This is a genomic window from Pseudoalteromonas sp. Of7M-16 (assembly GCF_022347805.1).
Taxonomy (GTDB): Bacteria; Pseudomonadota; Gammaproteobacteria; order Enterobacterales; family Alteromonadaceae; genus Pseudoalteromonas; species Pseudoalteromonas luteoviolacea_F.
Genome location: NZ_JAKRFY010000025.1, coordinates 57,936 through 80,073, shown reverse-complemented (window position 1 = coordinate 80,073; position 22,138 = coordinate 57,936). Strand labels below are relative to the sequence as shown.

Sequence of the window (22,138 nt, the reverse complement as noted above, 5' to 3'; positions counted from 1 at the left end):
GTTAAAATGAGTTTATTCACCGAAATTAAAAGCCATGAAGACGCGGTCAAAGCTATTTATCTTGATTCAAAAGGCATTCCGACCATTGGCGTAGGTTTTAACCTCAGAGAAGAAGAAGTACTAGAGGCCATACTCGAACAGTTTAATTACTCTACAACGTCGCTATCAGAGACTGACTTTAATGCCTTAAAAATAAGTTTGGAAGCTATATTTAGAAAGGAATGGACAGAGTCGAATAAAGATGATCGAATAAAAGAAGTTAACGATGTTTTAAAAATCTACCAGGCGGATGACAAACGGCTTGATAACTCCATTCCAGAGGAAACCTTTGTTTTTCCTGATGACACCAGCAGTATGGAAGCTGTATTCAATGACATCCTACCTACTTACCAAAAGTTAGCAATTGACGGACTAGATAATAACCTGGATGGAGATAGAGCTGCTGCACAAGCAGTATTTGATGGTTTATCAGATAGGAGAAAGGCAGCGCTGATTTCTTTGACCTTTAATGGTGGCTCTCCTATGGTGGGACCGAGTTTATCAAAGGCTTTGAAAGATAAGGATTGGGCTGAAGCATACTACGAAATAGCCTATTCAAGTAACTCAAATACCGTTAATGGTGAAAAAGTACGCATAAATGGTTTGCACAACCGCAGATTAAAAGAAGCGTCAGCCATGATTGAAGGGATCTCGATTGCAGACAAGCAGAAACTTTACGAAAAGCTATATGAAAAAAGAGCAGAAATCACAAAATATATTGATGAGTTACACGCTGATAAAACAAATAATGTTTATGAGCCAATAACTAAAACCAGACGTGACGAATTATTTGCTGCCCTTAATGATCAAATGACGACTTTAGCTGCTGAACTTGCGGCAGAAAATATAGAGGTTACAGCATACACCTTTAAAAGTGCAATTGATGATTCGGGTAATCCAGGAGATGGTGGTTCGGGTGACAATGGCTCGGGTGACAATGGCTCGGGTGACAATGGCTCGGGTGACAATGGCTCAGGTGACAATGGCTCGGGTGACAATGGCTCAGGAGACAATGGCTCAGGAGACACTGGTTCAGGTGACAATGGCTCAGGTGACAATGGCTCAGGTGACACCGGCTCAGGAGATACTGGCTCAGGTGAGGAGCCAAATCCAACGATTACCACAGAAGTATTTTCTGGTGGCATAGATAAGAATAATGGCGGTGATGGAGACGGTATTGACGACAACTTGATAGCGAGCGACGATGCCGTATTTAATGAATTTACAGGCTTAATGACTTTTACCAGTAATGGGGTAGGAAAGCTGGTGATTGACACGCAAAAAAGCGATGTTTCTTATACTTCCCAAAATGGGTATATCGACTACATTAAGATTACGGATCAAAATAGAAATACAACCGAGTTTACATTCAACACGGTAACAGGAGAAGTAACGCGATTAACAACTGTTTTTGACAATTCATCTAAAGAAGATTTATTGGCTCCTATTTCGATTCAAACCCCAGCACCTAACCCAGCTAGCCCTATTATTCTCGATTTAGATGGTGATGGCGTAGAAACCGTTGGTTTGATGGCAAATATACACTTTGACCATAATGGAGATGGCTTCAAAGAGTTAACTGGTTTTGTGGCGGCGGATGATGGGCTATTGGTCCGTGACCTAAATGGTGACGGCGTTATTAATTCTGGTAAAGAACTATTTGGTGATCAGACTTTATTAGCCAGTGGCTTAAAGGCGAGCAATGGCTTTGAGGCGCTTGCAGAGTTAGATTCAAATGGTGATGGTGTTATTGATGTAAATGATGAATCTTTTGGTGAGCTAAGAATCTTTCAGGATCTTGATCAAGATGGCGAAACCGACGAAGGCGAGCTGTTGTCCCTTACGGAAGCGGGTGTCGAGTCATTGAGCATTTCATATACCAATCAAACATTCATTGATGAGTTTGGTAATGAACATCGCCAAGTAGGTAGTTATACCAATAACGCCGGCATAAAGATTACAATGACAGATGTTTGGTTCAACCAGAACCCAGCCGAATCCGAGTATAGTACTATTGAAACCTCCTATACTATTGCCAGCCTGCCCGACGCCTTAGGCTCAGGAAAAGCTCGCTCCCTTCATCAAGCTATGGCGCAAGATGAGACTGGTGAGTTACAAAGCTTAGTAACCCAATTTGTAACAGCCTCTTCACGAGCTGAACGTGAGCCATTATTAGAGAAAATTATATTTGCTTGGACAGGGCAGACTGGTGAGCAACGACCATATTACCCTTCCCATATTGATGCTAGAAAAATTGGCGCGCTAGAGACCTTTTATGGCTTTGATCTTCCTCGACCAGGAGGGACAGGTCATAATTATGGTTTGGCTTATGAAGAGGTTTTTAGAAATTGGTCAGATACAGTCTTTTATCAGCTTGCAGCCCAAAGCCATTTAAAACCGTTTTTTAAAGAAATAGATTGGAGCAAGAATGCTGTAACGGGTGTATGGGAGGGCGATTTTAACCGAGTGGTTAATAATTTATTCGACTATGTGGAAGCAAATCATGCTACAAACTTGTCAACAGTAAACACTCTATTGGACTTTGTTCAGGCTACTCGTGGAGTAAACCCATACAATAAGGTCAGCATAGAACAACTTCACGATGCAGTTGAGCAATTTATACGAACAGAAGACATATCGGGTTATTCCCCAGAGACCCTTGGTATTGTCTACGACTTGACGTCTGGAAGGGCTATTCCCACTGAAGGAAACGACAAAATACAGGGTAATGAAAATAACAATTACTTGTTTGGTTTAGGTGGTGACGACTGGATTTTTGCCGGGGCCGGCAATGACTTTCTTGGTGGCGGTTTAGGTAATGATGAACTAAATGCTGGCTCTGGGAATGATATTTTAGACGGCGGGTCTGGAAATGATCGCTTAGAAGGTGGCCTAGGTAGTGACACATACATCTGGGGTTATGGTTCTGGAAATGATCAAATTTGGAACTTTGGCTATAGTTTGTCCGAAGATAATAGCGATATAGACAAGCTTGTATTTAAACAAGGAGTTACTGCGAGTGACTTAACTTGGGTACGTGACGGCGATGACTTAAAAATAACGCTTAACTCAAGTGGTGAAACGCTGAGAATCAAATTTCATTTTAATGAAGAGTACATTGATTATAAGTTAAAAGTTGTTGAGTTAGCAGATGGCACAGTGCTAGACCTTGATTCTATAGAGAAAGAAATTCATACAATAACGGGCACTGAAGGGAATGAGTGGCTACATGGAGGAGAGTTCAGTGAGTTTTTATTCGGTTTAGGTGGTGGCGATAATTTATATGCGAAAGAAGGCGACGACGTTCTTGATGGAGGGGCCGGTAGTGATCGCTTATACGGAGGAGAAGGCGACGACTTACTTGATGGCGGAACCGGGAGTGATTACCTGCAAGGAGATGAGGGCAATGATAGCTACTTTTGGGGAATAGGTTCGGGGAATGACACCATTAATGACTATAGCAGTGCTGATCAAAGTAACTCTCGCCATATCGACAAGCTAATTTTTAAAGCTGGTATTACCGCGAATGACTTAATTTGGACACGCGGAATAGACGATCTACTAGTGACAATTAAGTCGACAGGTGAAACCTTGTCGATAAAAAACCACGTGACATATGACGGATATCAGATTGAATCAGTAGAACTGGCGGATGGTACAGTGCTAGATCTAGCATCCATTGAAAAAGGACTAAATACTCCTAAAGGTACAGAAGGTGCAGACTATCTTCATGGCCATCGAAATGATGATGTGTTAAAGGGCTTGGGAGGCGATGACCATCTGATAGGTTACGGTGGCGACGACATACTTGATGGCGGGGCTGGCGATGACGAGTTAGAAGGAAGAGGTGGCAGCGATACCTACCTTTGGGGCGCTGGTTCGGGTAATGATACTATTACAAATTTCAGTATCGATTCACACAGCTCCACTGATGATTTTGATAAGCTCTTGTTTACAGAAGGGATCTCACATAATGATTTAACTTGGTCACGAGATGGTGATGACTTAAAAGTGATGCTGAACTCAAGTGGTGAAACACTCAGAGTTGTGTTTTATTTTGCTCGTGGCGCTTGGGAGTTAGACGCGTTCGTGCTCGCAGATGGCACGATACTAGATCGGGCGGCGATAGAGGAAGCCGCGGTAGAGAATATCAATCTCGTGAAGGGTACTGGGGACGATGACTCTATTTACACTACAGAATCCGACGAAGTTATATTAGGCCTACACGGCAATGACAGGTTATACGGCAGAGCTGGTGACGATATACTCGATGGTGGTGCTGGTAATGATAGGCTAAAAGGACAAATTGGTAATGACAAACTAGATGGTGGCGTGGGTAACGATGACTTATATGGCGGCGCTGGCAATGACATTTATTACTGGGGGCTAGGCTCAGGTAATGACCGAATTTATAACCATGATAAGTGGAGTCCAGGTGACGCGAGTGATATCGACAAATTGGTATTTAAAGCGGGCATTTCAGCGAGCGATTTAGTTTGGTCACAAGATGGAAATGATTTGAGAGTGACGCTGGTCTCAAGTGGGGAAACATTGAGCATCAAAAATCACTTTGACCCCGAATTTGGTGACTCCAAGATAAAAGTGGTTGAGCTTGCAGATGGGACTGTGCTTGACCTTGCGTCGATAGAAGGGTCAGTCACAGACGCATCGAACGTTGTGATGGGCACTGAGGCCGGTGAATCTATTTATACGTCTGATCCTGATGAAGTTTTATTGGGTTTAGATGGCAATGATAGGCTATACGGTAGAGCCGGAGACGACAGACTTCATGGCGGTGCTGGTGATGATAGACTCAAAGGGCAAATAGGCAACGACATACTAGATGGCGGAGCTGGCAACGATGCATTGTATGGTGGTGCGGGCAACGACATTTATTACTGGGGACTTGGTTCAGGTAATGACCTTATATACAACCATGACAAATGGAGCCCTGGCGATGCAAACGATATTGATAAGTTAGTATTTAAAGCGGGGATCTCTGCTAGCGACCTAACTTGGGCACGCGACGGGGTTGATTTAAAAGCGACTCTGATCACCAGTAGGGAAACTCTGAGTATCAAAAACTATTTTGATATCGAATATAGTGACTCTAAGTTAAAAGTCGTTGAATTGTCTGACGGAATCGAGCTCGATTTATCAGCTATAGACGGATCTATACCAGAAGGCATAAATGTTGTTTTAGGTACACAAAGCAACGAATCGCTTTATAGTTCTGAATTAGGTGAGATACAGTTGGGCTTGGATGGCAACGATAGCTTATATGGTAGAGCTGGTGACGACACACTCCAAGGCGGCGCTGGAGATGACATACTGAAAGGGCAAGTTGGTAACGACATACTCGATGGCGGCGCAGGTGACGACATACTCGATGGTGGTGCAGGCAACGATACGTATTATTGGGGCGTGGGGTCAGGTAATGACCAAATTTACAATGTTGATCCTTGGGGAGCGCTTCCATTTGACAAAGGTGATCATGACAGCTGGAGCCAAAGAAACGCAAATGACGTTGACAAGCTGGTATTTAAAAAAGGTGTTTCGGCAGGCGATTTAGTTTGGTCGCGTGATGGCGATGATTTAAAAGTGACGCTCAGTTCTAGTGGTGAAACGCTCAGTATCAAACATCATTTCGACTACTACACTGACGACAATTTAAAGTTAAAAGTAGCTGAACTGTCTGATGGCAGCGTGCTCGACCTGGCGATAATATCAGATTCAATCGCAGAAGGCGGAAATATAGTTATAGGCACCCAAGGTGATGAGTCACTTTATACTTCTGATCTAGATGAGACGCTATTGGGCTTAGATGGCAATGACAGGTTATATGGTAGGGCCGGTAACGACATACTCCATGGTGGCACAGGAGATGACAGGCTTAAAGGTCAAACAGGCGATGACAAACTCGATGGTGGCGAAGGTGATGATGCCTTGTATGGTGGTTCGGGCAATGATATTTATTACTGGGGCGAAGGTTCTGGCAATGACAGCATTTACAATCATGATAAGTATAACCCTGGTCAAGACGGAGATATCGATAGGTTAGTGTTCAAAGCTGGTATTTCTTTTGAAGACTTAAGCTGGTCGCGTAATGATGATGATTTACAAGTCCAATTGAAATCAACACGAGAAATATTGACTATCAAAAATTACTATCAAAGTGGCTACGACAAAGTTGATAGAGCAGAACTCGCTAATGGAGCAGTAATTAACTTAGATGATGTCATCAACAACCAGCTGCCTCATGCTCAAGATAAATTCAATGCCTTAAATGATAGCTTTGAACTTCTTGTGCAGTCTATTTCAGGCTTTTCAGATAACTCTGATGACAGCGCGAGTGACAAAACACAATATGTAGGGAGCTACTTAGAAAAAATGACTTCTTATGTAGATTAAAACAAGATGGCTGGGATGAATTAATTGTCCCAGCTGTTTTATAGGTCATACCGTAAAATAGAGTTGCCCAATATACGAACCTCTGAATGGCGAATTCAAAGTTTATTTGGGCATCTAAACTCGCTATTTTTTATAAGTTTAATAGTAGTTCGACAACTTCTTTTTTCGACGAAATTCGAGCGGTGGCAAAAAGCCCTCTGGCATTTATCTCAGAAATGTTTGCGATATTGCTAGGTAGTTTGCCTACAACGTTAAATTGTTCGTTGCTGAGATCGTAAGACCAAAGCTCAAGTTCGTTGCTCACTCCATAAATTGTACTGCCATTGACTAAAAAGTGTTTTCTATCGCCACCGTGCCCATCTAGTGCCGGGATGTGCTCAGCCTCCACGGCTCCGGAGCGCCAAAATCTATCCAAATGGTCCGAGTAAATCAGATCTCCACTTTCAGTTCTACTTGCCCAATTAACCCGTCTGTCAGTTAAAATACGAACTTCATCGGTTATTAGGTTGAATTCTGTCAACTTACTAACACCTTGGAAGCTAGCCAGAGTTAGCGCGGTGTTTTTTACGCTGTCCCAGTGCAACAGCTCTAGTATTATGTACTCATCTGAATAGCTGGTTTGACGTGCATCTAGTTGTAATTGGACCAGTTTATTATTCACATTAACTAGAAGGCTAGCGCCATCGACAGACCACTTTATGCCAGATATATAGCTGTCTAAGGGAAATTGACTTAGTTGCTTCACACCTTGCTTATTACTTAGCCAAACCTGATCTTCTCCAGAGCGTGCAGAGACAAACGCGACGGTTTCACCATTTGGTTGTAAAACTGCACTGTCATCTGCAACCGTTGATCGATTAAGCGTTATCGAACTTTGGTCATCATTAATGCTGTTCTGAGTAAGGTCCGCCAATGGAATAGACAGTATATCGCTGTCGTACTGGCCTTTTATAATTAACGCCCGATCGCCGTCAGGGTGAAAGCTTGGCGAGAATGCCGGTTGATCGAGTGGAATACTGACATTGTTTATTTGTCCATCAAAAGACAAGGTAAACATTTGTCGTCCGGTACTAAACACAAGGTGGTTTTCAATTGGAGAGAAGTTTGCGACAAAAAGTCGCTGACGACCGGTGTCTGGTGGAAATACGATTTTATTGCTTGAAATAAGTTCGCCGCTGGGGGTTAGTAGTTCAATATAATGCTGGTTATCTTTATGAATACTAATAACTGCCAAAAGATCGTCTTTGGTAGAGTAATCATAATAGACGATATTGCCATCATTCACTTTATGTATAACTTGGCTTTCATTATCGCTGATCGAATAACTGATCAGTTGCCACTGGGATTCATCTTTTTGTAGCAAAGCAATGTTGTTATTATTTAACCAGTGCGGTCTAGTAATTTCTGAGTTTTTACATTCAAGTAAGAGCTGCATAGGCTGGGGGGCCTTGAGAGCCTTGGCAAAATCAATACTCATGAGCTGAAAGCATTTTTTTTGTGTGATAGGTTCGTCACAGTCGACCGTACGTATAAAAACCAGTTGTTTTCCATCTTTTGAAAAACTATGACGGCCATAGCTGTCTATGTTGTCTGTAAGTTTATATTCCTGCTTAGTCGCGAGATCTTTTGCCCAAATATTGTTGACACATGCTTCTTCAGAGTAACGATGAAAGATAATGTACTTACCATCTGGAGAATAGATGCTGGCAAACTCCCGTCCATCCGATGAGGTTAACGCGCGTAATTCGCCAACAGAAAACATCGGGGTGTCACTAGAGGCTGAAAAGTGCGCCCCAATAAAACCACTTACAAAAATAAAGGAGAACAGCAAAAGGAGTTTTGAGCGCCATTGAGTGAGCTTTTCAGTAATGGTTGGTGCTTTTTGAGTTGTTGGCTGCGGGCCAGAATTTACAGTTACCGATGCACAAGAGTCCGTGTTTTTAGTTTTTACGTTTGCTTGCCAATTAACTTCACATTCTAAACTGTAACCTTGTTTAGAGTGTGTTTTGATATAAACTTGGCCTTTTCCATCATCACCGAGGGCTTTGCGAAGTTGTGCAATGCTGCGTTGTAAGCTGTTAGGTGAAACAATCGTATCGGGCCAAACTGTTGAAAGCAGTGTTTCTTGGCTAACTACTTCACCTTGATTTTTGGCTAGCAGTGTTAAAACGGCTAATGCTTTTGGCGCGACTACTTGCGGCTGTTTGTTTTGCGTGATTTGGTTTCTGGATAAATCGATGAAGAAATCACCGATCCAATATTGCTTTACCATAGAGCGTCCGTCCCGTTTATCGGGGTAACTAGTTATTATTCTTTTATCAACTGACTTTAGCACACCTTCAGTGAGTAAAAAAACAAACTTGTAACTGGCTGATTATTTTATTTTTTATTTCATAAGAATGATATTCTTAGTACATGATTTGGAAAGTGCAGAGGCCGCATGAGGTTGAGCCTGAATGTGAAGTGAAGGCCTAAACACTAATTTAGTTGTTATATTCAGGTAAGCTTTTCCAAAGAATTGGGTTGCTGAAAATGCCTAGACTAAGTCAAATCCCCAGCTGCGGTGTCAACCAGTAGGTTTAATGAACTCGTGAATGGTTCACAGTAAGCCGGAAAGTGGTACATATGCAGTGTTGAACGAGTAAAACAGGTTTTTTACTTATATAACAGATTGTATTTTTGTTTATTTTTCAGGTTTAATAAATAAAGGTTGTTTATCGGCCTGAACTCGTTTAGTAAACCTTATAATAACAATGAAAACGGACTAAATATGTATAAAATAGGCGTGTGCCTCACTTTTCTATTTTCGACTCATTTTACAGCAGCAAATGAAAATAATGGTATGGCAGCTTGCCTATCTTTGTATCAAATTGCGGCGTCTGCGATTGACTATAAAGCAAAGGGAAAAAGTAAGCAGGAAATGTTGGCGCCGTTGCCTGATAAACAAAAAATAGAAAATGATGATCAAACTGTTCCGAGTGCCATTATTGCATTGAACATGTACGATATTATTGATGAAATCTATGACTACGACACGTTACCTATAGCTGTTTACGCACCATACGCATCAGAAAAGTGTCTTCGGCGTGTGGATGGAAAACCAATTAAACCATATCGCAAAGCACACCCTCAATTGCAGCAATGCGCAAAGTTAACTCGCAGCAAAGCTATGTTAGAGTGCGCCTTTGCAGTCGTAAATCAAGTATAGCCGTCATCGCAGTAGAGATAATGTGAAAGACAGTTATTGTATATTGTAAATTTAAGTTGTTGGAATATTTATGAAGCATATTGTTATTCTATTCATCGTACTATTATCTGGTTGTACTAGTGGGCCTAAATATCTGTATAACGATCTTGATTTGTCAGCGGATCAGCGTGTATTGTTGACAAATCAATGCGATGCTGAATGCGAAAATAAAATTAAAAGCGCGCTCGAGCTTGACAATAAATATGTTGCAGCAGAATCAAGGTTATTAGAGGTTAACGGTATAAAAGGCGGCTATAACAGAAATATATCAGTCGGGAAAATGTTTAATTCAACGCTTGATGGTAGTCTTGAAATATACACAGTTCAAGGTTTGCACGAATTACTTGCTCATCATGCACTAAGAACAAGTCATAGTTTTCCTGAGCGATTTAAGGTTAATCTATTAGCTGGTCATACATATCATATTGGCGGTTTTGTCGTTAAGCAAGGCGAAGAAAACACATTATATCGTTGGTTTCCTGTGGTATATGATCTCACAGACAATAAAGTAGTTTATGCGGGCGATTCAGCATTTCAAGTTCGTATGAACTTGCTTTGCCGCAGCGGTCATCCTCAATATGGTCCGTTTTGTAAGTGTATGGTTGGAGAGATAAATAGCAAGATGTCGTTTAAGGAAAAAGAAGACTACATCTTAGGCCTAAAAGCAGGTGAAAACCAAATCAACGAAAAGCTTTTAAAACGACTTACAGCAGGTATTGTTCAATGTTTACCTAAGTAAGCTAATTAGTGTATGAAAGTTGTCAGCGTCGGCTTTAATCTACACCTATCAAAGCAATGTATTTGACACTGTGGATGGGGGGTGACCACCATTTATTATGAATTTAAAAGGCTGTATAAAACTTGTTGGTGTTTTAGCAGCCTTTAATATTTACGCAATACCGCAAAAACCACAATTTAAAATGCGTTTAAGATGCATCTTTAAGGTGTATATCAGTAAATGTGTTATGCGCAGTGAATTGGGTGTGTATCTGGGCACGCACAGCCTGTCTCGTAAGGCATATGAGAAGGGCAGGTACCAAGGTGATATGTGTTAGGTCCACACCCAAACGAACGAATAAAGCCACCGGCAATATTTGGTGTTTGCTGTTGCACTAACTCTTTTTGTTGGCTTAGGTTTTTTAGTTTCTTTTTATTAAGTCTCATCTTTCTTCCTTAATGTTTATTTTATTGATTTTTGTTGTGTTTTAAAGTGATACAAGTACTAACATCGCCAAGTATCATTTAGGGCTTTTTGTCGCCATAAAAATATTGAGTATCCTGTCTCATTAAGAATCTTTACTAATCACAGTGGGTAAATGCCGACGTTGAGATAAAGATACGTTATTTACAGTATGTTAACTTTTGTGTCGTTTTTTATCAAGCCTAAATACTTAGTAAGCTTTTACAGTATTAATAAAAAGGTGAGAGTGCTTAATAATTTATGCGTCTATAAACGATAGTTATAACGGTTTTGATAAACGACATAAATAGAATAGGATAGTCAAATAAGTGGTTAAATTTCAGCAATAAGTATTAAAGATACCGTTATTCTTGCCGATATGTTGTTGTACTTAATATAAGGAGATTAAGATGCAAATTAAGTCAGGGCAAAGTGTTGATTCGTTGGCTATGCGTCAACTTGCGTCAAACGCTAAAGTTTCTAAATCTGAAAGGGAAGAACTTGACGAGGTGCTGCGCAGTAGAGAGGTTGCCACAATTGAGCAAGAGCCAGATCTGATGTCATTCCCATTTCGCGCAAAGCGTTACCAAGTTATTAATTTGTCATCTCCAAACGAACCACCCCAATACCAATATGGCGAATTGACCAACCCTCACGATATTGAAGCATTTCTGACCCATCAGGATAGGTTAAGCAAGGAACAAAGTGATATTCTTAGAACCTATATTCCCTCAAAAGATTTACTGGCTGTAATGGATAAAATGGATGACGAGACACTGACGGCGTTTGTTGATGTGTTATCCGCTTCATTTGGGTTAGACAGTCTTTTTGGTCATAACAAAGAGAAATCACAACAGTTGATTTCATTAATGAGCGACATGTCTGAAGAACAAATTAAGGATACTGTCGATACGTTAGCACATTTGTCAGATAAAGAAATAAACGATAAACCAGACTCACCAATTCTCGCGTTTGGGTATCGTGGACCCGCTGAAATCCAGTTGCATAGCTTTTCGCAGACTGCGGATCATCGTTCTCACTTACAGCAAAGTATTCATTTTAGTAAATTGACTCACCAATACGTTGATCTACTAGCGGAAAATCGTTATTCAGAAGGAGATCTGATGTCTATTAATCAACATTTACAGGAAAGTTCGTTTGAGCAAAGCCGAGGTATAATTGATATGGCGATAAACGTCAAAAATAATGACAGGGTTTCGTTTTTGAACATGCTTGATGAAGTAGACAAAGACAGTGAAAACAACATCTTTGAATACGTAGGCAAGCAGGTAGATGTCAGTCAGTATACCAGTGCATACGAGAGCTCGTACGGAGGATATGTCTTATTTACTGAAAAAATGGCCAGTGAATCACAGCGTACGGAGCTATATAGTAATTTAATTGATTCTTATGAAAATCAAGGTGTTGGTTTGATGGAAGATGTGGTGGGACACTTGAAAGATACACCTCCCCAGATCCAATCAAACATTTGGGAAGCGTTGAACGAGACTATCGAAAACAATCCTGCCCTATTTGATAAGTCTGATTCCATTGAAAGCTGGATGAAGTTGCGACTCGGTTCTTTTCAGCGAGATTTTGAAAATAAACAGGTTGACCAAATCTATGATATCGCAGAAGAATTAGACGTTCCAAGAGATGTAGGGCAGCTTGAGTGGGTAAAATTAAGCACTTTATATTAAAGGGGCTAAAAAGGCTGGCAAAAAATTACTGGTCCGGTTTGGCAACTAATTAACCAATTTACATATATGCATTTATAACAAATGGGTATGATTAAATCGGAAGACATACCGGACAAAGCAATCAGGTTAGCTCAATGACTAGTCGAGGCTCAGAATAAAGATTTCATTATTTTTCCCTGTCGTAACAACCAATTGTTTTTCGTCTTCCGATAGCCTCAATGATGAAACGCCCATAAGCTGGTGGCGATTAAATTCAGTTATATGCTGCCTAAACTTAAGCTTCCCCGTGCTCGGTGTGAAATCAAAAATGAGTATGCCTTTATCCGTTTCACCAGCAACAAAAAGGGCATTCTGATTGTCAGAAAACGCCATACAACATGCGCCTGATAACCCCTGAGTTTGTTCATTTGTAATAACTTGATGAAGGTTAAGGTGCCCTGATGTATCTTTTTTGAATACGTTTATGGCGTTACTTTTAGATGCAGCGACAAACAAATAGTGATTGTCAGGTGTCACGATAAGTTGCTGTGGGTTGAGCATGGATTTAACCCCGTTCTTATCATGCTGTATTGTCTGTGTGACAGCGAATTTTCCTTCTGATGTTTTAGATAGAACAGAAATTTTGCTCTGTTCGAAACCGTTGATATACAACCAATCAGTATTTTTGGATTGGGTTATAGATGTTGGTCGGCCCCAATCGTATTTTGGAAGCAATCTACCCAACGCGCTTAATTGGCCTGTCTCACGTACTTTAAACTCGCTCACAGAGTTACTTTGGTAGCTTGCAACATATAAGTGCTGATTATCTCGATTGAGATGCGTACCCCATGCTCCAACAAGGCCGAACACATCCCGGTCTTTCAAGTCTTGATATGCAGTGAAAGCTTGCTTTATATCTAGGTGATCACTGACTGTTTCAATGTGATTAAATTGGCCTTTATCATCCAGCTTGAATGTTGACAGTGAACCACTGTAAAAAGCCGATACAATAGCAATGTCAGAATCTTTTAAAAAAGAAATACTAGAAGCACCTTCTAGCGATGCTGATTTATCATGTTGTTTAGAAAAGCTCTGTGAATAAGTGAAAGCGTGATCTTTACTCGAATTAAAGATTGAGAGTGAATTACTGTCTCCGCTCACTATTAGTAGAGCATTTTCATCGGTTAACCATGCATCTCTTGGGTTGGCGACTTCAAAGTCTTGATTGTCTGCATGACGTATAACCTGTTTTAATTTTATAGAGGTTGAGTTTGCAGGAAGTTGTGTACTAGCATAAGGTTGACTAGCAAAGCTGGCAAAGCAAAAAGCCGTCAAAAACTGTAAATTCATATAGTTGTATTTTCTAGAGATTGAAACAGAGATGGGTTTAATATGAACATGTACGCGGAAGTAAATCAACTCATTATCGAGAACGGTTAATCCTAGCAATTATTTTAGTAGTCAATCAAGAATACCAAGGGAAAAGAGGCACACCATTAATCGTGCATTTTACCTTTATATAGATGAGTATTCATTTCACGACAGTTTTAAAGGTAAATATAGAGTGAGAGGTGCAATAAATGGAGTTTAGTTCTATATATGTGTTTGTTTTGGCCTGTTTGGCGATTAACTTGATCCCAGGACCAGATGTTATTTATATCGTAACAAATACCATGAGAGGAAAAGTCACAAGTGGCGTAAAGGCTGCATCGGGGCTTGGTGCCGGTTATGTTTGTCATACTATTGCGGCATGTTTGGGGTTGTCTGCTGTTATTTTAAGTTCGGCTCTGTTATTTAACATAGTAAAAATACTGGGTGCACTATATCTTGGCTACCTAGGAGTAAAATGTCTGATTTCAGTGTATAAAGGGACATCACAACTAGACTTAACACATAAAGGAACGCAAGCAAACAATATCTTTATGCAAGGTGTCATCGTCAGTGTTTTAAATCCAAAAGTTGCGTTATTTTTCCTATCTTTTTTACCTCAGTTTATCGACCCCCATAGCGAAAACGCCGCATTGCATCTATTAATTTATGGCTTGATTTTTAGCTCATTAGCAACAATTTGCAATTTAGTGTATGCAATCGCTGGGAGTTGGATGTTTAGCAGTGATAAAGCCAAGCAGTACACACAGGTGCTTGAAGGTCTTTCGGGTTTATTGCTTATCGGGCTTGCAAGCAAAATAGTGCTTGATGATAAGTAGTGGCGTTTACAAATAGAAACAGAATAATGCAAGATAATATGCAATTCTTCTTTATATGTTTCAATATAAGGAAGAATAATATGAAACGCATTTTATTATGTGTTCTATCAATCGGTTTAGCAGCTTGCGGGTCATCTAGTGAAAACACAAATATAGACTCAAGCATAAAAGAGTCGGCTCAAAATAATATCAACAAAGGATATACCGAAACAATAAAGCTATCGCCTTACCGCTCGCCCTGCACAAGTGTTACGCAGCAACTGTGCTTGAGAGTGGAGGGAGATGAAGAACAGGAGTTTGAACTATTTTATGGGGACATTGAAAATTTTGACTATCGTTGGGGCACACGCTACGAACTCATAGTCGAGGTTAAGGACATTGAAAACCCCCCAGCGGATAGTAGCAGTAAGCGATATCAATTAAGCGAAATATCTTCACAACAAGAAGATTCAATCAATACTGTTTACGAATACCAAAATGTTGATTTGCTGGACAGCACCTTTGTATCGAACAATGGATCTTTTGAATTTTTGGGCCAAGTATTTGAATGCGCAAATCAGGTTGATTGTGATAAGTTGGTTGAAATCAATAATACTGCTGGGGCGGTTAATCTGACTTTTGTTTATATTGGAAATGGCCGAATAAAGCTATCGCACTGGAATTAAATACGCTGAATATCAAGGAAAGATAATGAAATATAAGAGCTTTATTCTAAGATTTTACTATTGGTTGTTAGTCGTCTTTTCTTTTCTTCTCTATGCTCCTAGCTTCGTACCTGGTGCGATGTCTGTAATTGCATACTATATGTCTATGCTTGTGCTGCTATTGTCTGTGAATACCATTAAACATGGTGGGTTTTGGTGCTTTAGATTAATAGCAGTGATTGTTGGCTTAGGCATATTTATTGTAAATGACTATTTAAGGTTGTTTTACTCTCTGCCTTCATCTACATGGATTGGAAAAATAGTTATGTATGGTGTGTTTACTTTGATAACTGCAATTGGCATTAGAAAGTGCAATCAATTCGTGAAACAAGATTAAGGGCTAGGTAAATGAAACCGCTAGATGGCTAGTTGTGGCATATCCAAATGTTTGATTTAACGCGTATCTAAGAATTGCAATGTCCGCTTTAAAACGACTAATTCAGATGCTTTTATTTGGGTTGCATTGGTTGTTGTCTCATAAATACTCGATATTATTAACATCGGACGCGTTTACAATCTTAGGGGGAGAGCAGGTGGCTGCAAACCGCCGAAAAGTATCTTATAACTACTGCGGCATAACTCAGCACTTTCTGTTAGTAATACCTCTCTTTAGCAGAGACTTTGTTTTTAGAGTATGTTTACTTAATTTTAAAAACATGGTCTCACCAACCGCATTTAACGGCTAATTGCACTTTAGCTGACTATCATTAGTTTTACTATCACCTAACAGTAATTGAACATGCTGATCTTTGAATTAAATGCTCATTTATTTTTGGCTAGGGTGTTAGGGTTAGATCAAAATTGTGTTTTTAAGTGATGTGAGATTAAGCTAGTTAGCCATTTATTTTATCAGGTTTTTGTAATTTATTTTCGATGTTATTTTATGTAATAATTCATATATTTTATAATGTGCTACTCTATTTTTAATGTGTATGTTGAGTTTGTTAAAATCTTTGCTTATTATTGTTTTGATATTAACTAAAGGAAATGATAATGAAAAAGATAATCGCTTTTGCCCTTTTATGTGCTCCATTTATATCTAGTGCTAATACAGGTGCATTCTTAATAAAACATATCCAAGTAGAGCATGGGCATGTGTACATGTGGGGAGATGGAATGCAAAACCCTAAAAATTGCGATATCTCAGGAGTTGTGAAGCTTGATAAAACAAAAGAGGGCTTTGACCAGATGTACAGTTTAGCTTTGACAGCAATGGCCAGTGGTAAAAAAATAGGATTTTGGGCAAGTCATTGTGGCGCGACACCTTGGGGTGGAAAAAATACAAATACAGCGTATGCGGCTTATATTAAACAATAATTATTGATAATAGGGGCTAGCAATAGCCCTACATTATTTTTAATACCAATAAATTAAGCTTTTACAGTGCGTTTTCGCTTACCTATTTGCAAAGCCTAGCTTTCCATGAACTTTTATTCTTAGCTACTTATTCTTCTCTTCTACGACTAGCCAACTCAAGAATCAAATTTTATCTCTCTAATATTAGAAGCTAGGAGGGGAAATTAACAAAGCACTGTATAAATAAACAGTTCCGTGTATAATCGTCCCAATATTACCGAGGAAAGATTATGAATTATACAGTTGAAGAACAAACTCCTACACCACAAGAATATTGTGATTTGCGGGTGACAGCAGGGCTTTCTGCTAAGTCTTTGCAGGCCGCTGAAATTGGCTTACCTAATTCATTATACGGCGTATCAATTCGTGAAGAAGGGCTGTTAATAGGAATGGGGCGAGTTGTTGGTGATGGTGCTTGTAACTTTGAAATCGTTGACGTTGCAGTCGACCCAAAGTATCAGGGGCGGGGGCTTGGCCGTGAAGTGATGACGTTTATTGACCGATATTTAGCATCAGTGGCTTTAGAAGGATCATACGTATCGATGATAGCCGATGAACCAGCGTTTTATGAAAAGCTAGGGTATCGTTTGGTTTCACCTAAAAGTCAAGGTATGACCAAAAAGTTTTATCAAAAACAATAAATTTGCGTAAGGGAAACGGGAAGGTTTCCCTCAAGTATTGCTTTAATAGGTATGGCTGCGCTTTAGCTCTTCAATAATGGCATTTGCAAGCGGGGAAGCTGAGTAGTTTTTTGCTGTTATCAATGAGACAGGAATAGTATAAGCGTATTTTTGTGGAGATATTGCTTTAAAGAGCCCTTTATCAACCCAATAGCTCGCGTAATGTTCCGGTAAGTAGCCAATAAAAGCACCGGAAAGGATTAAGTGAGCAATGCCCTCATCATGGTAAGCGATAGCGCTGTTCATGTAGTTAAGTCCATCATTTCTAACTTCTTTATCTCTCATATAGTTACTAGAAACAACCTCTGCACTATTAAGTTGCTTGCTTACCTGAGAAGCCTTGCAGTCAAACAATGGGTGACCCTTTGCACAGTACAAGTAGTTTTTTTCGTCATAAAGTGGAATGTACTCTAAGCCGCGTAAGTGGTGGCGACTAACTCCAAGTCCAACTAATGAGCGACCATTTATCACTGAGGTTTCAACCTCTTTTGCTTCACATACATTAATATCAAACTGAATGTTGTCACTTTGTGCTTTAAGAGAAGCGATGGCGTTTGCAATACCGCATCGAGGATCACTGGCCATGGTATCAATGACTGCGATAGTGACACGCCCAGAGAGCTCATTTTTAGAGCTGGCGACGGTAGTTGCAAAAGCTTCACATTGCTGCAAAAGTTCAAGAGATGCTTGATAAGTTACTCTGCCCGGTTCGGTTAACTCAAACCCGCCACGTCCTCGTTTACACAGTTTGATTCCGAGTCGTACTTCAAGATCTGATAGGTGGGAGCTGATGGTTGATCGCCCTATGTTGAGGCGAGACTCTGCGGCAGACAGCCCGCCAGACTCAACAATAGCGACAAAAATTCTCAGTAGACGTAAGTCAACGTCATGAACTTGCACAGGTTTATCTCCAAAAAGCCGCGCATATTTACGCTTAGAAAAGGCCTTAAAACATCATTACGGCTATTGTAGAGGAATGTTCAGCAAAGTGAAAACTTAAAGTTTGATAAAATCGGAATGAAATACGATTATCTACAATTTATAAAACATCAATTGAGGAGTAATATTGCGTCATCAAGCACACAGTTGCTTAGGAAAAGCATATATTTAGGAGAATAAGATGACGTTTAGATATGGTGTAGATCGTCTGAACCTTGATATTGTGAACGGCATAGCCGATGGCAGTATTGAAGCAGAGCTTTGTCAGGAAGCATTAGATAAAATTAACAATAGCCGTCAACGTGTAGACAAGATGGCAGCATCTGACAAAGCCGTTTATGGTATTAATACTGGTTTTGGCCCGCTGTGCGACACCCAAGTTTCCCCTGAAGAGACAAAGTTACTTCAAAAAAATCTTCTTATTACCCACGCAGTAGGTGTAGGTAACCCGATCGCAAAGTCTATTTCTAAGCTGATGCTTATCACCAAAGTTCACGCGTTGAGCCAAGGTTTCTCGGGCATTCGTCTGGAAGTTGTTGAGCGCATGCTGAAGTTTATCGAACTCGATATTATCCCAGTTGTACCGGAGCAGGGTTCTGTTGGTGCGTCAGGTGATTTAGCACCACTTTCACATTTATTTTTACCACTTTTAGGTGAAGGTGAGTTTTGGGTAGGTGATGAGATCCAGCCTGCGGCGAAAGTACTTGCTGACAATAATTTAGAAGCAATGGACCTTGACTCAAAAGAAGGTTTGGCACTTATCAATGGTACACAGTTTATCTTATCTCACGCCATCACTGGTTTGACAAAGATGCGTTACCTCTTGGATCTTGCAGATGTTGCTGGTGCGATGAGCATTGAAGGTATGCAGGGCAGTGAGCAGCCGTTCCGCGAAGAGTTACATGCAATTCGTGCATTTGAAGGTAACATCGCTGTTGCAAAACGTATGCGCCGTCTATTTAAAGACTCACAGAATATGGCAGACCACGAAGAGTGCGATCGCGTACAAGACCCATACTCACTGAGATGTATCCCACAGGTTCATGGTGCATCTCGCAATGCATTTAACCACTTAAAAGAACTTGCTGAAACTGAAATGAACTCAGTGACAGATAACCCAATTGTGATCAGTGAAGAAGAAGCCATTTCAGGCGGTAGTTTCCATGGTCAGCCTTTGGCAATGGTACTTGATTACGCGTCGATTGCCGCAGCTGAACTTGGTAATATTTCAGACCGTCGCTGTTATTTGCTACTAGAAGGCTTACACGGCCTACCTCGTTTGTTGACTACTTCTGGTGGTTTGAATTCAGGCATGATGATCCCGCAATATACTACAGCGGCTTTGGTTACAGAGAATAAATCACTGTGTTTCCCACCGTCTGCGGATAGTGTACCAACGTCTATGGGCCAAGAAGACCATGTGTCTATGGGTAGTATTTCAGGTCGTAAATTTAATCAAATCTTAGGCAACTTAGAAAAAATCTTCGCGATTGAATTGATGTATGCTGCGCAAGCTGTTGATTTTAGACGTCCAAATACGTGTTCAGATATTATTGAACAAAATCATGCCTTGATCCGTACAAAGGTCGCGAAGCTTGAAGAAGACAGACTACTTAAACCAGACATTGATGCTATGGTTGAGTTTGTTAAGTCACAAGCATTTACGGTTACAGTGAACTAAGGAAATCCGAGATGAACTTTCAAGAACAAATTAAGCAGGGTATCCCTAGCGTATTGCCAGAAGCAAAGCCGTATCCTGCTGGAGCAAACCGTGCGCCAAAGCGTAAGGACATTTTAAGCCCTGAAGATAAGCAGCTGGCGGTTAGAAACGCGCTGCGTTATTTCCCTAAAGAATGGCACCAAGAGCTTGCTGCAGAATTTGCACAAGAACTTAAGGATTTTGGTCGTATCTATATGTACCGCTTTAAGCCTAACTATGAGTTAAAAGCGCGTTCAATTTCAGATTACCCAGCTAAATGCGAGCAAGCAGCTGCAATCATGCTGATGATTGACAACAACCTAGATCCAGCTGTAGCACAGCACCCAGAAGAGCTGATCACTTACGGTGGTAACGGTGCTGTATTCCAAAACTGGGCGCAATACCTACTTGCGATGAAGTACTTGAGCGAAATGGAAGAAGATCAAACACTTCATATGTACTCAGGTCACCCTATGGGTTTATTCCCATCATCAAAAGATGCGCCTCGCGTTGTCGTTACCAACGGTATGATGATCCCTAACTACTCTCAGCCAGATGACTGGGAAAAGTTCAACGCACTTGGCGTAACACAATACGGCCAGATGACTGCGGGCTCATTCATGTACATTGGTCCGCAAGGTATCGTACACGGTACTACTATCACGGTCATGAACGCATTCCGTAAAGTACTAGAAAAAGGTGACAGCCCGAAAGGCAAGATCTTCTTAACTGCGGGTCTTGGTGGCATGAGTGGTGCGCAGCCTAAAGCGGGTAACATTGCTAACTGTATTACAGTGTGTGCAGAGGTAAATCCAAAAGCGGCAATTAAGCGTCACGAACAAGGCTGGGTTGATGAGCTAGTTGATAACATGCCAGATCTTGTCGCTCGTGTTAAAAAAGCGCAAGCGGGCGAGGAAGTAGTTTCAATCGCATTTATCGGTAACATCGTTGATGTGTGGGAATCATTCCTTGCAGAAGACATCTTTGTTCACCTTGGTTCTGACCAGACGTCACTTCATAACCCTTGGTCAGGTGGTTACTATCCGGTTGATATTAGCTACGAAGAGTCAAACCGTCTTATTCGTGAAGAGCCTGAAGTATTCAAAGAAAAAGTACAAGCTACGCTTAAACGCCACGCTGATGCAGTGAATAAGCACACAGCAAAAGGTACTTACTTCTTCGACTATGGAAACGCGTTCTTACTTGAAGCGTCACGAGCTGGTGGCGATGTGATGGCGGAAAATGGCATTGATTTTAAATACCCGTCATACGTTCAAGACATCTTGGGTCCAATGTGCTTTGACTATGGTTTTGGTCCGTTCCGTTGGGTATGTACATCTGGTAAGCCTGAAGACTTGGATAAAACAGACGCGATTGCCGCGAAAGTGCTTGAAGAGATCATGGCTGAGTCACCTGAAGAAATTCAGCAACAGATGCAAGATAACATCACTTGGATTAATGACGCGAAGCAAAACAAACTGGTTGTGGGTTCTCAGGCGCGCATTTTGTATGCAGATGCAGAAGGCCGTATGAAAATTGCAAAAGCGTTCAACGATGCGATTGAGCGTGGTGAAATTGGCCCTGTTGTACTAGGTCGTGACCACCATGACGTAAGTGGTACAGACTCACCTTTCCGAGAAACATCAAATATTTATGATGGAAGTCGCTTTACAGCAGATATGGCTATTCACAACGTTATTGGCGATAGCTTCCGTGGTGCGACTTGGGTGTCTATCCACAACGGTGGCGGTGTAGGCTGGGGTGAAGTGATTAACGGTGGTTTTGGTATGTTGCTAGATGGATCGAGCGATGCTGAGCGCCGCTTGAAGTCAATGCTATTGTTTGATGTGAACAATGGTATAGCACGTCGTAGCTGGGCACGTAACGAAGAAGCAAATTTTGCAATTAAACGTGAAATGGCCAGAACGCCAAAACTGAAAGTCACGCTTTCAAACAATGTGGATGACGATATTTTAAATAGCTTGTCATTGTAACCA

Annotated in this window: 15 protein-coding genes; 11 read left to right on the top strand and 4 right to left on the bottom strand. The window is 40.8% G+C overall.

The annotated features are described in order from the left end of the window. Positions 1 to 6 precede the first annotated feature (6 nt). Complete coding sequence (locus MHN81_RS21530; RefSeq protein WP_239426686.1) at positions 7 to 6,450, top strand: calcium-binding protein; 6,444 nt, start codon at positions 7 to 9, stop codon at positions 6,448 to 6,450. A 130-nt stretch (positions 6,451 to 6,580) separates the two neighbouring features. Here MHN81_RS21530 and MHN81_RS21525 read toward each other — a convergent pair whose 3' ends face one another. Next, positions 6,581 to 8,722 (bottom strand): transcriptional regulator, encoded by a 2,142-nt coding sequence (locus MHN81_RS21525; protein ID WP_239426685.1) that lies wholly within the window; start codon positions 8,720 to 8,722, stop codon positions 6,581 to 6,583. 498 nt (positions 8,723 to 9,220) lie between these two features. Between MHN81_RS21525 and MHN81_RS21520 the strand changes: the two genes are divergently transcribed. Both MHN81_RS21520 and MHN81_RS21515 read left to right on the top strand, forming a co-directional pair. Then, on the top strand, positions 9,221 to 9,658 hold the full coding sequence (locus tag MHN81_RS21520; RefSeq protein WP_023399969.1) for a hypothetical protein: 438 nt from the start codon (positions 9,221 to 9,223) through the stop codon (positions 9,656 to 9,658). A gap of 70 nt (positions 9,659 to 9,728) precedes the next feature. Continuing rightward, complete coding sequence (locus tag MHN81_RS21515; protein WP_239426684.1) at positions 9,729 to 10,436, top strand: hypothetical protein; 708 nt, start codon at positions 9,729 to 9,731, stop codon at positions 10,434 to 10,436. A 224-nt stretch (positions 10,437 to 10,660) separates the two neighbouring features. Here the strand turns inward: MHN81_RS21515 and MHN81_RS21510 are convergent, their stop codons facing one another. Continuing rightward, positions 10,661 to 10,861, bottom strand: a complete 201-nt coding sequence (locus tag MHN81_RS21510) for a hypothetical protein (RefSeq protein ID WP_023399971.1) — start codon at positions 10,859 to 10,861, stop codon at positions 10,661 to 10,663. Positions 10,862 to 11,287: 426 nt separating this feature from the next. On the opposite strand from MHN81_RS21510, the gene MHN81_RS21505 reads away from it, so the two are divergent. Further along, positions 11,288 to 12,577, top strand: coding sequence for a hypothetical protein (locus MHN81_RS21505; RefSeq protein WP_239426683.1), 1,290 nt, complete (start codon positions 11,288 to 11,290; stop codon positions 12,575 to 12,577). Between the two features lie 138 nt (positions 12,578 to 12,715). Here MHN81_RS21505 and MHN81_RS21500 read toward each other — a convergent pair whose 3' ends face one another. Then, the gene (locus MHN81_RS21500; protein WP_239426682.1) at positions 12,716 to 13,906 is read right to left on the bottom strand and encodes a beta-propeller fold lactonase family protein; all 1,191 of its coding nucleotides are present in this window, start codon (positions 13,904 to 13,906) and stop codon (positions 12,716 to 12,718) included. A 230-nt stretch (positions 13,907 to 14,136) separates the two neighbouring features. Here MHN81_RS21500 and MHN81_RS21495 point away from each other — a divergent pair, with 230 nt between their 5' ends. From MHN81_RS21495 to MHN81_RS21475, 5 genes are all read left to right on the top strand, one after another. Further along, on the top strand, positions 14,137 to 14,763 hold the full coding sequence (locus tag MHN81_RS21495; RefSeq protein ID WP_023399974.1) for a LysE family translocator: 627 nt from the start codon (positions 14,137 to 14,139) through the stop codon (positions 14,761 to 14,763). Between the two features lie 80 nt (positions 14,764 to 14,843). Further along, the gene (locus MHN81_RS21490; protein WP_239426681.1) at positions 14,844 to 15,428 is read left to right on the top strand and encodes a DUF4377 domain-containing protein; all 585 of its coding nucleotides are present in this window, start codon (positions 14,844 to 14,846) and stop codon (positions 15,426 to 15,428) included. Positions 15,429 to 15,453: 25 nt separating this feature from the next. Next, a complete protein-coding gene (locus MHN81_RS21485; protein WP_023399976.1) occupies positions 15,454 to 15,804 on the top strand; it encodes a hypothetical protein in 351 nt (116 codons plus the stop codon). Positions 15,805 to 16,460: 656 nt separating this feature from the next. After that, positions 16,461 to 16,784 carry a hypothetical protein gene (locus tag MHN81_RS21480; RefSeq protein ID WP_023399977.1) on the top strand — a complete coding sequence of 108 codons (324 nt, stop codon included), beginning with the start codon at positions 16,461 to 16,463 and terminating at the stop codon, positions 16,782 to 16,784. 269 nt (positions 16,785 to 17,053) lie between these two features. Then, a complete protein-coding gene (locus MHN81_RS21475) occupies positions 17,054 to 17,464 on the top strand; it encodes a GNAT family N-acetyltransferase (protein ID WP_023399978.1) in 411 nt (136 codons plus the stop codon). Positions 17,465 to 17,506: 42 nt separating this feature from the next. Here MHN81_RS21475 and MHN81_RS21470 read toward each other — a convergent pair whose 3' ends face one another. Continuing rightward, positions 17,507 to 18,403, bottom strand: coding sequence for a LysR family transcriptional regulator (locus MHN81_RS21470; RefSeq protein WP_023399979.1), 897 nt, complete (start codon positions 18,401 to 18,403; stop codon positions 17,507 to 17,509). Between the two features lie 220 nt (positions 18,404 to 18,623). On the opposite strand from MHN81_RS21470, the gene hutH reads away from it, so the two are divergent. Further along, the gene (hutH, locus tag MHN81_RS21465; protein WP_023399980.1) at positions 18,624 to 20,123 is read left to right on the top strand and encodes a histidine ammonia-lyase; all 1,500 of its coding nucleotides are present in this window, start codon (positions 18,624 to 18,626) and stop codon (positions 20,121 to 20,123) included. A gap of 11 nt (positions 20,124 to 20,134) precedes the next feature. After that, the gene (locus tag MHN81_RS21460) at positions 20,135 to 22,135 is read left to right on the top strand and encodes a urocanate hydratase (RefSeq protein ID WP_239426680.1); all 2,001 of its coding nucleotides are present in this window, start codon (positions 20,135 to 20,137) and stop codon (positions 22,133 to 22,135) included. Positions 22,136 to 22,138 lie beyond the last annotated feature (3 nt).

Coding starts and splice junctions, on each gene's coding strand:
- MHN81_RS21480 (WP_023399977.1), top strand. CDS start 16,461: ATGAAAAAGATAATCGCTTTTGCCCTTTTATGTGCTCCATTTATATCT.
- MHN81_RS21525 (WP_239426685.1), bottom strand. CDS start 8,722: ATGGTAAAGCAATATTGGATCGGTGATTTCTTCATCGATTTATCCAGA.
- hutH (WP_023399980.1), top strand. CDS start 18,624: ATGACGTTTAGATATGGTGTAGATCGTCTGAACCTTGATATTGTGAAC.
- MHN81_RS21505 (WP_239426683.1), top strand. CDS start 11,288: ATGCAAATTAAGTCAGGGCAAAGTGTTGATTCGTTGGCTATGCGTCAA.
- MHN81_RS21520 (WP_023399969.1), top strand. CDS start 9,221: ATGTATAAAATAGGCGTGTGCCTCACTTTTCTATTTTCGACTCATTTT.
- MHN81_RS21475 (WP_023399978.1), top strand. CDS start 17,054: ATGAATTATACAGTTGAAGAACAAACTCCTACACCACAAGAATATTGT.
- MHN81_RS21460 (WP_239426680.1), top strand. CDS start 20,135: ATGAACTTTCAAGAACAAATTAAGCAGGGTATCCCTAGCGTATTGCCA.
- MHN81_RS21530 (WP_239426686.1), top strand. CDS start 7: ATGAGTTTATTCACCGAAATTAAAAGCCATGAAGACGCGGTCAAAGCT.
- MHN81_RS21515 (WP_239426684.1), top strand. CDS start 9,729: ATGAAGCATATTGTTATTCTATTCATCGTACTATTATCTGGTTGTACT.
- MHN81_RS21500 (WP_239426682.1), bottom strand. CDS start 13,906: ATGAATTTACAGTTTTTGACGGCTTTTTGCTTTGCCAGCTTTGCTAGT.
- MHN81_RS21495 (WP_023399974.1), top strand. CDS start 14,137: ATGGAGTTTAGTTCTATATATGTGTTTGTTTTGGCCTGTTTGGCGATT.
- MHN81_RS21485 (WP_023399976.1), top strand. CDS start 15,454: ATGAAATATAAGAGCTTTATTCTAAGATTTTACTATTGGTTGTTAGTC.
- MHN81_RS21510 (WP_023399971.1), bottom strand. CDS start 10,861: ATGAGACTTAATAAAAAGAAACTAAAAAACCTAAGCCAACAAAAAGAG.
- MHN81_RS21490 (WP_239426681.1), top strand. CDS start 14,844: ATGAAACGCATTTTATTATGTGTTCTATCAATCGGTTTAGCAGCTTGC.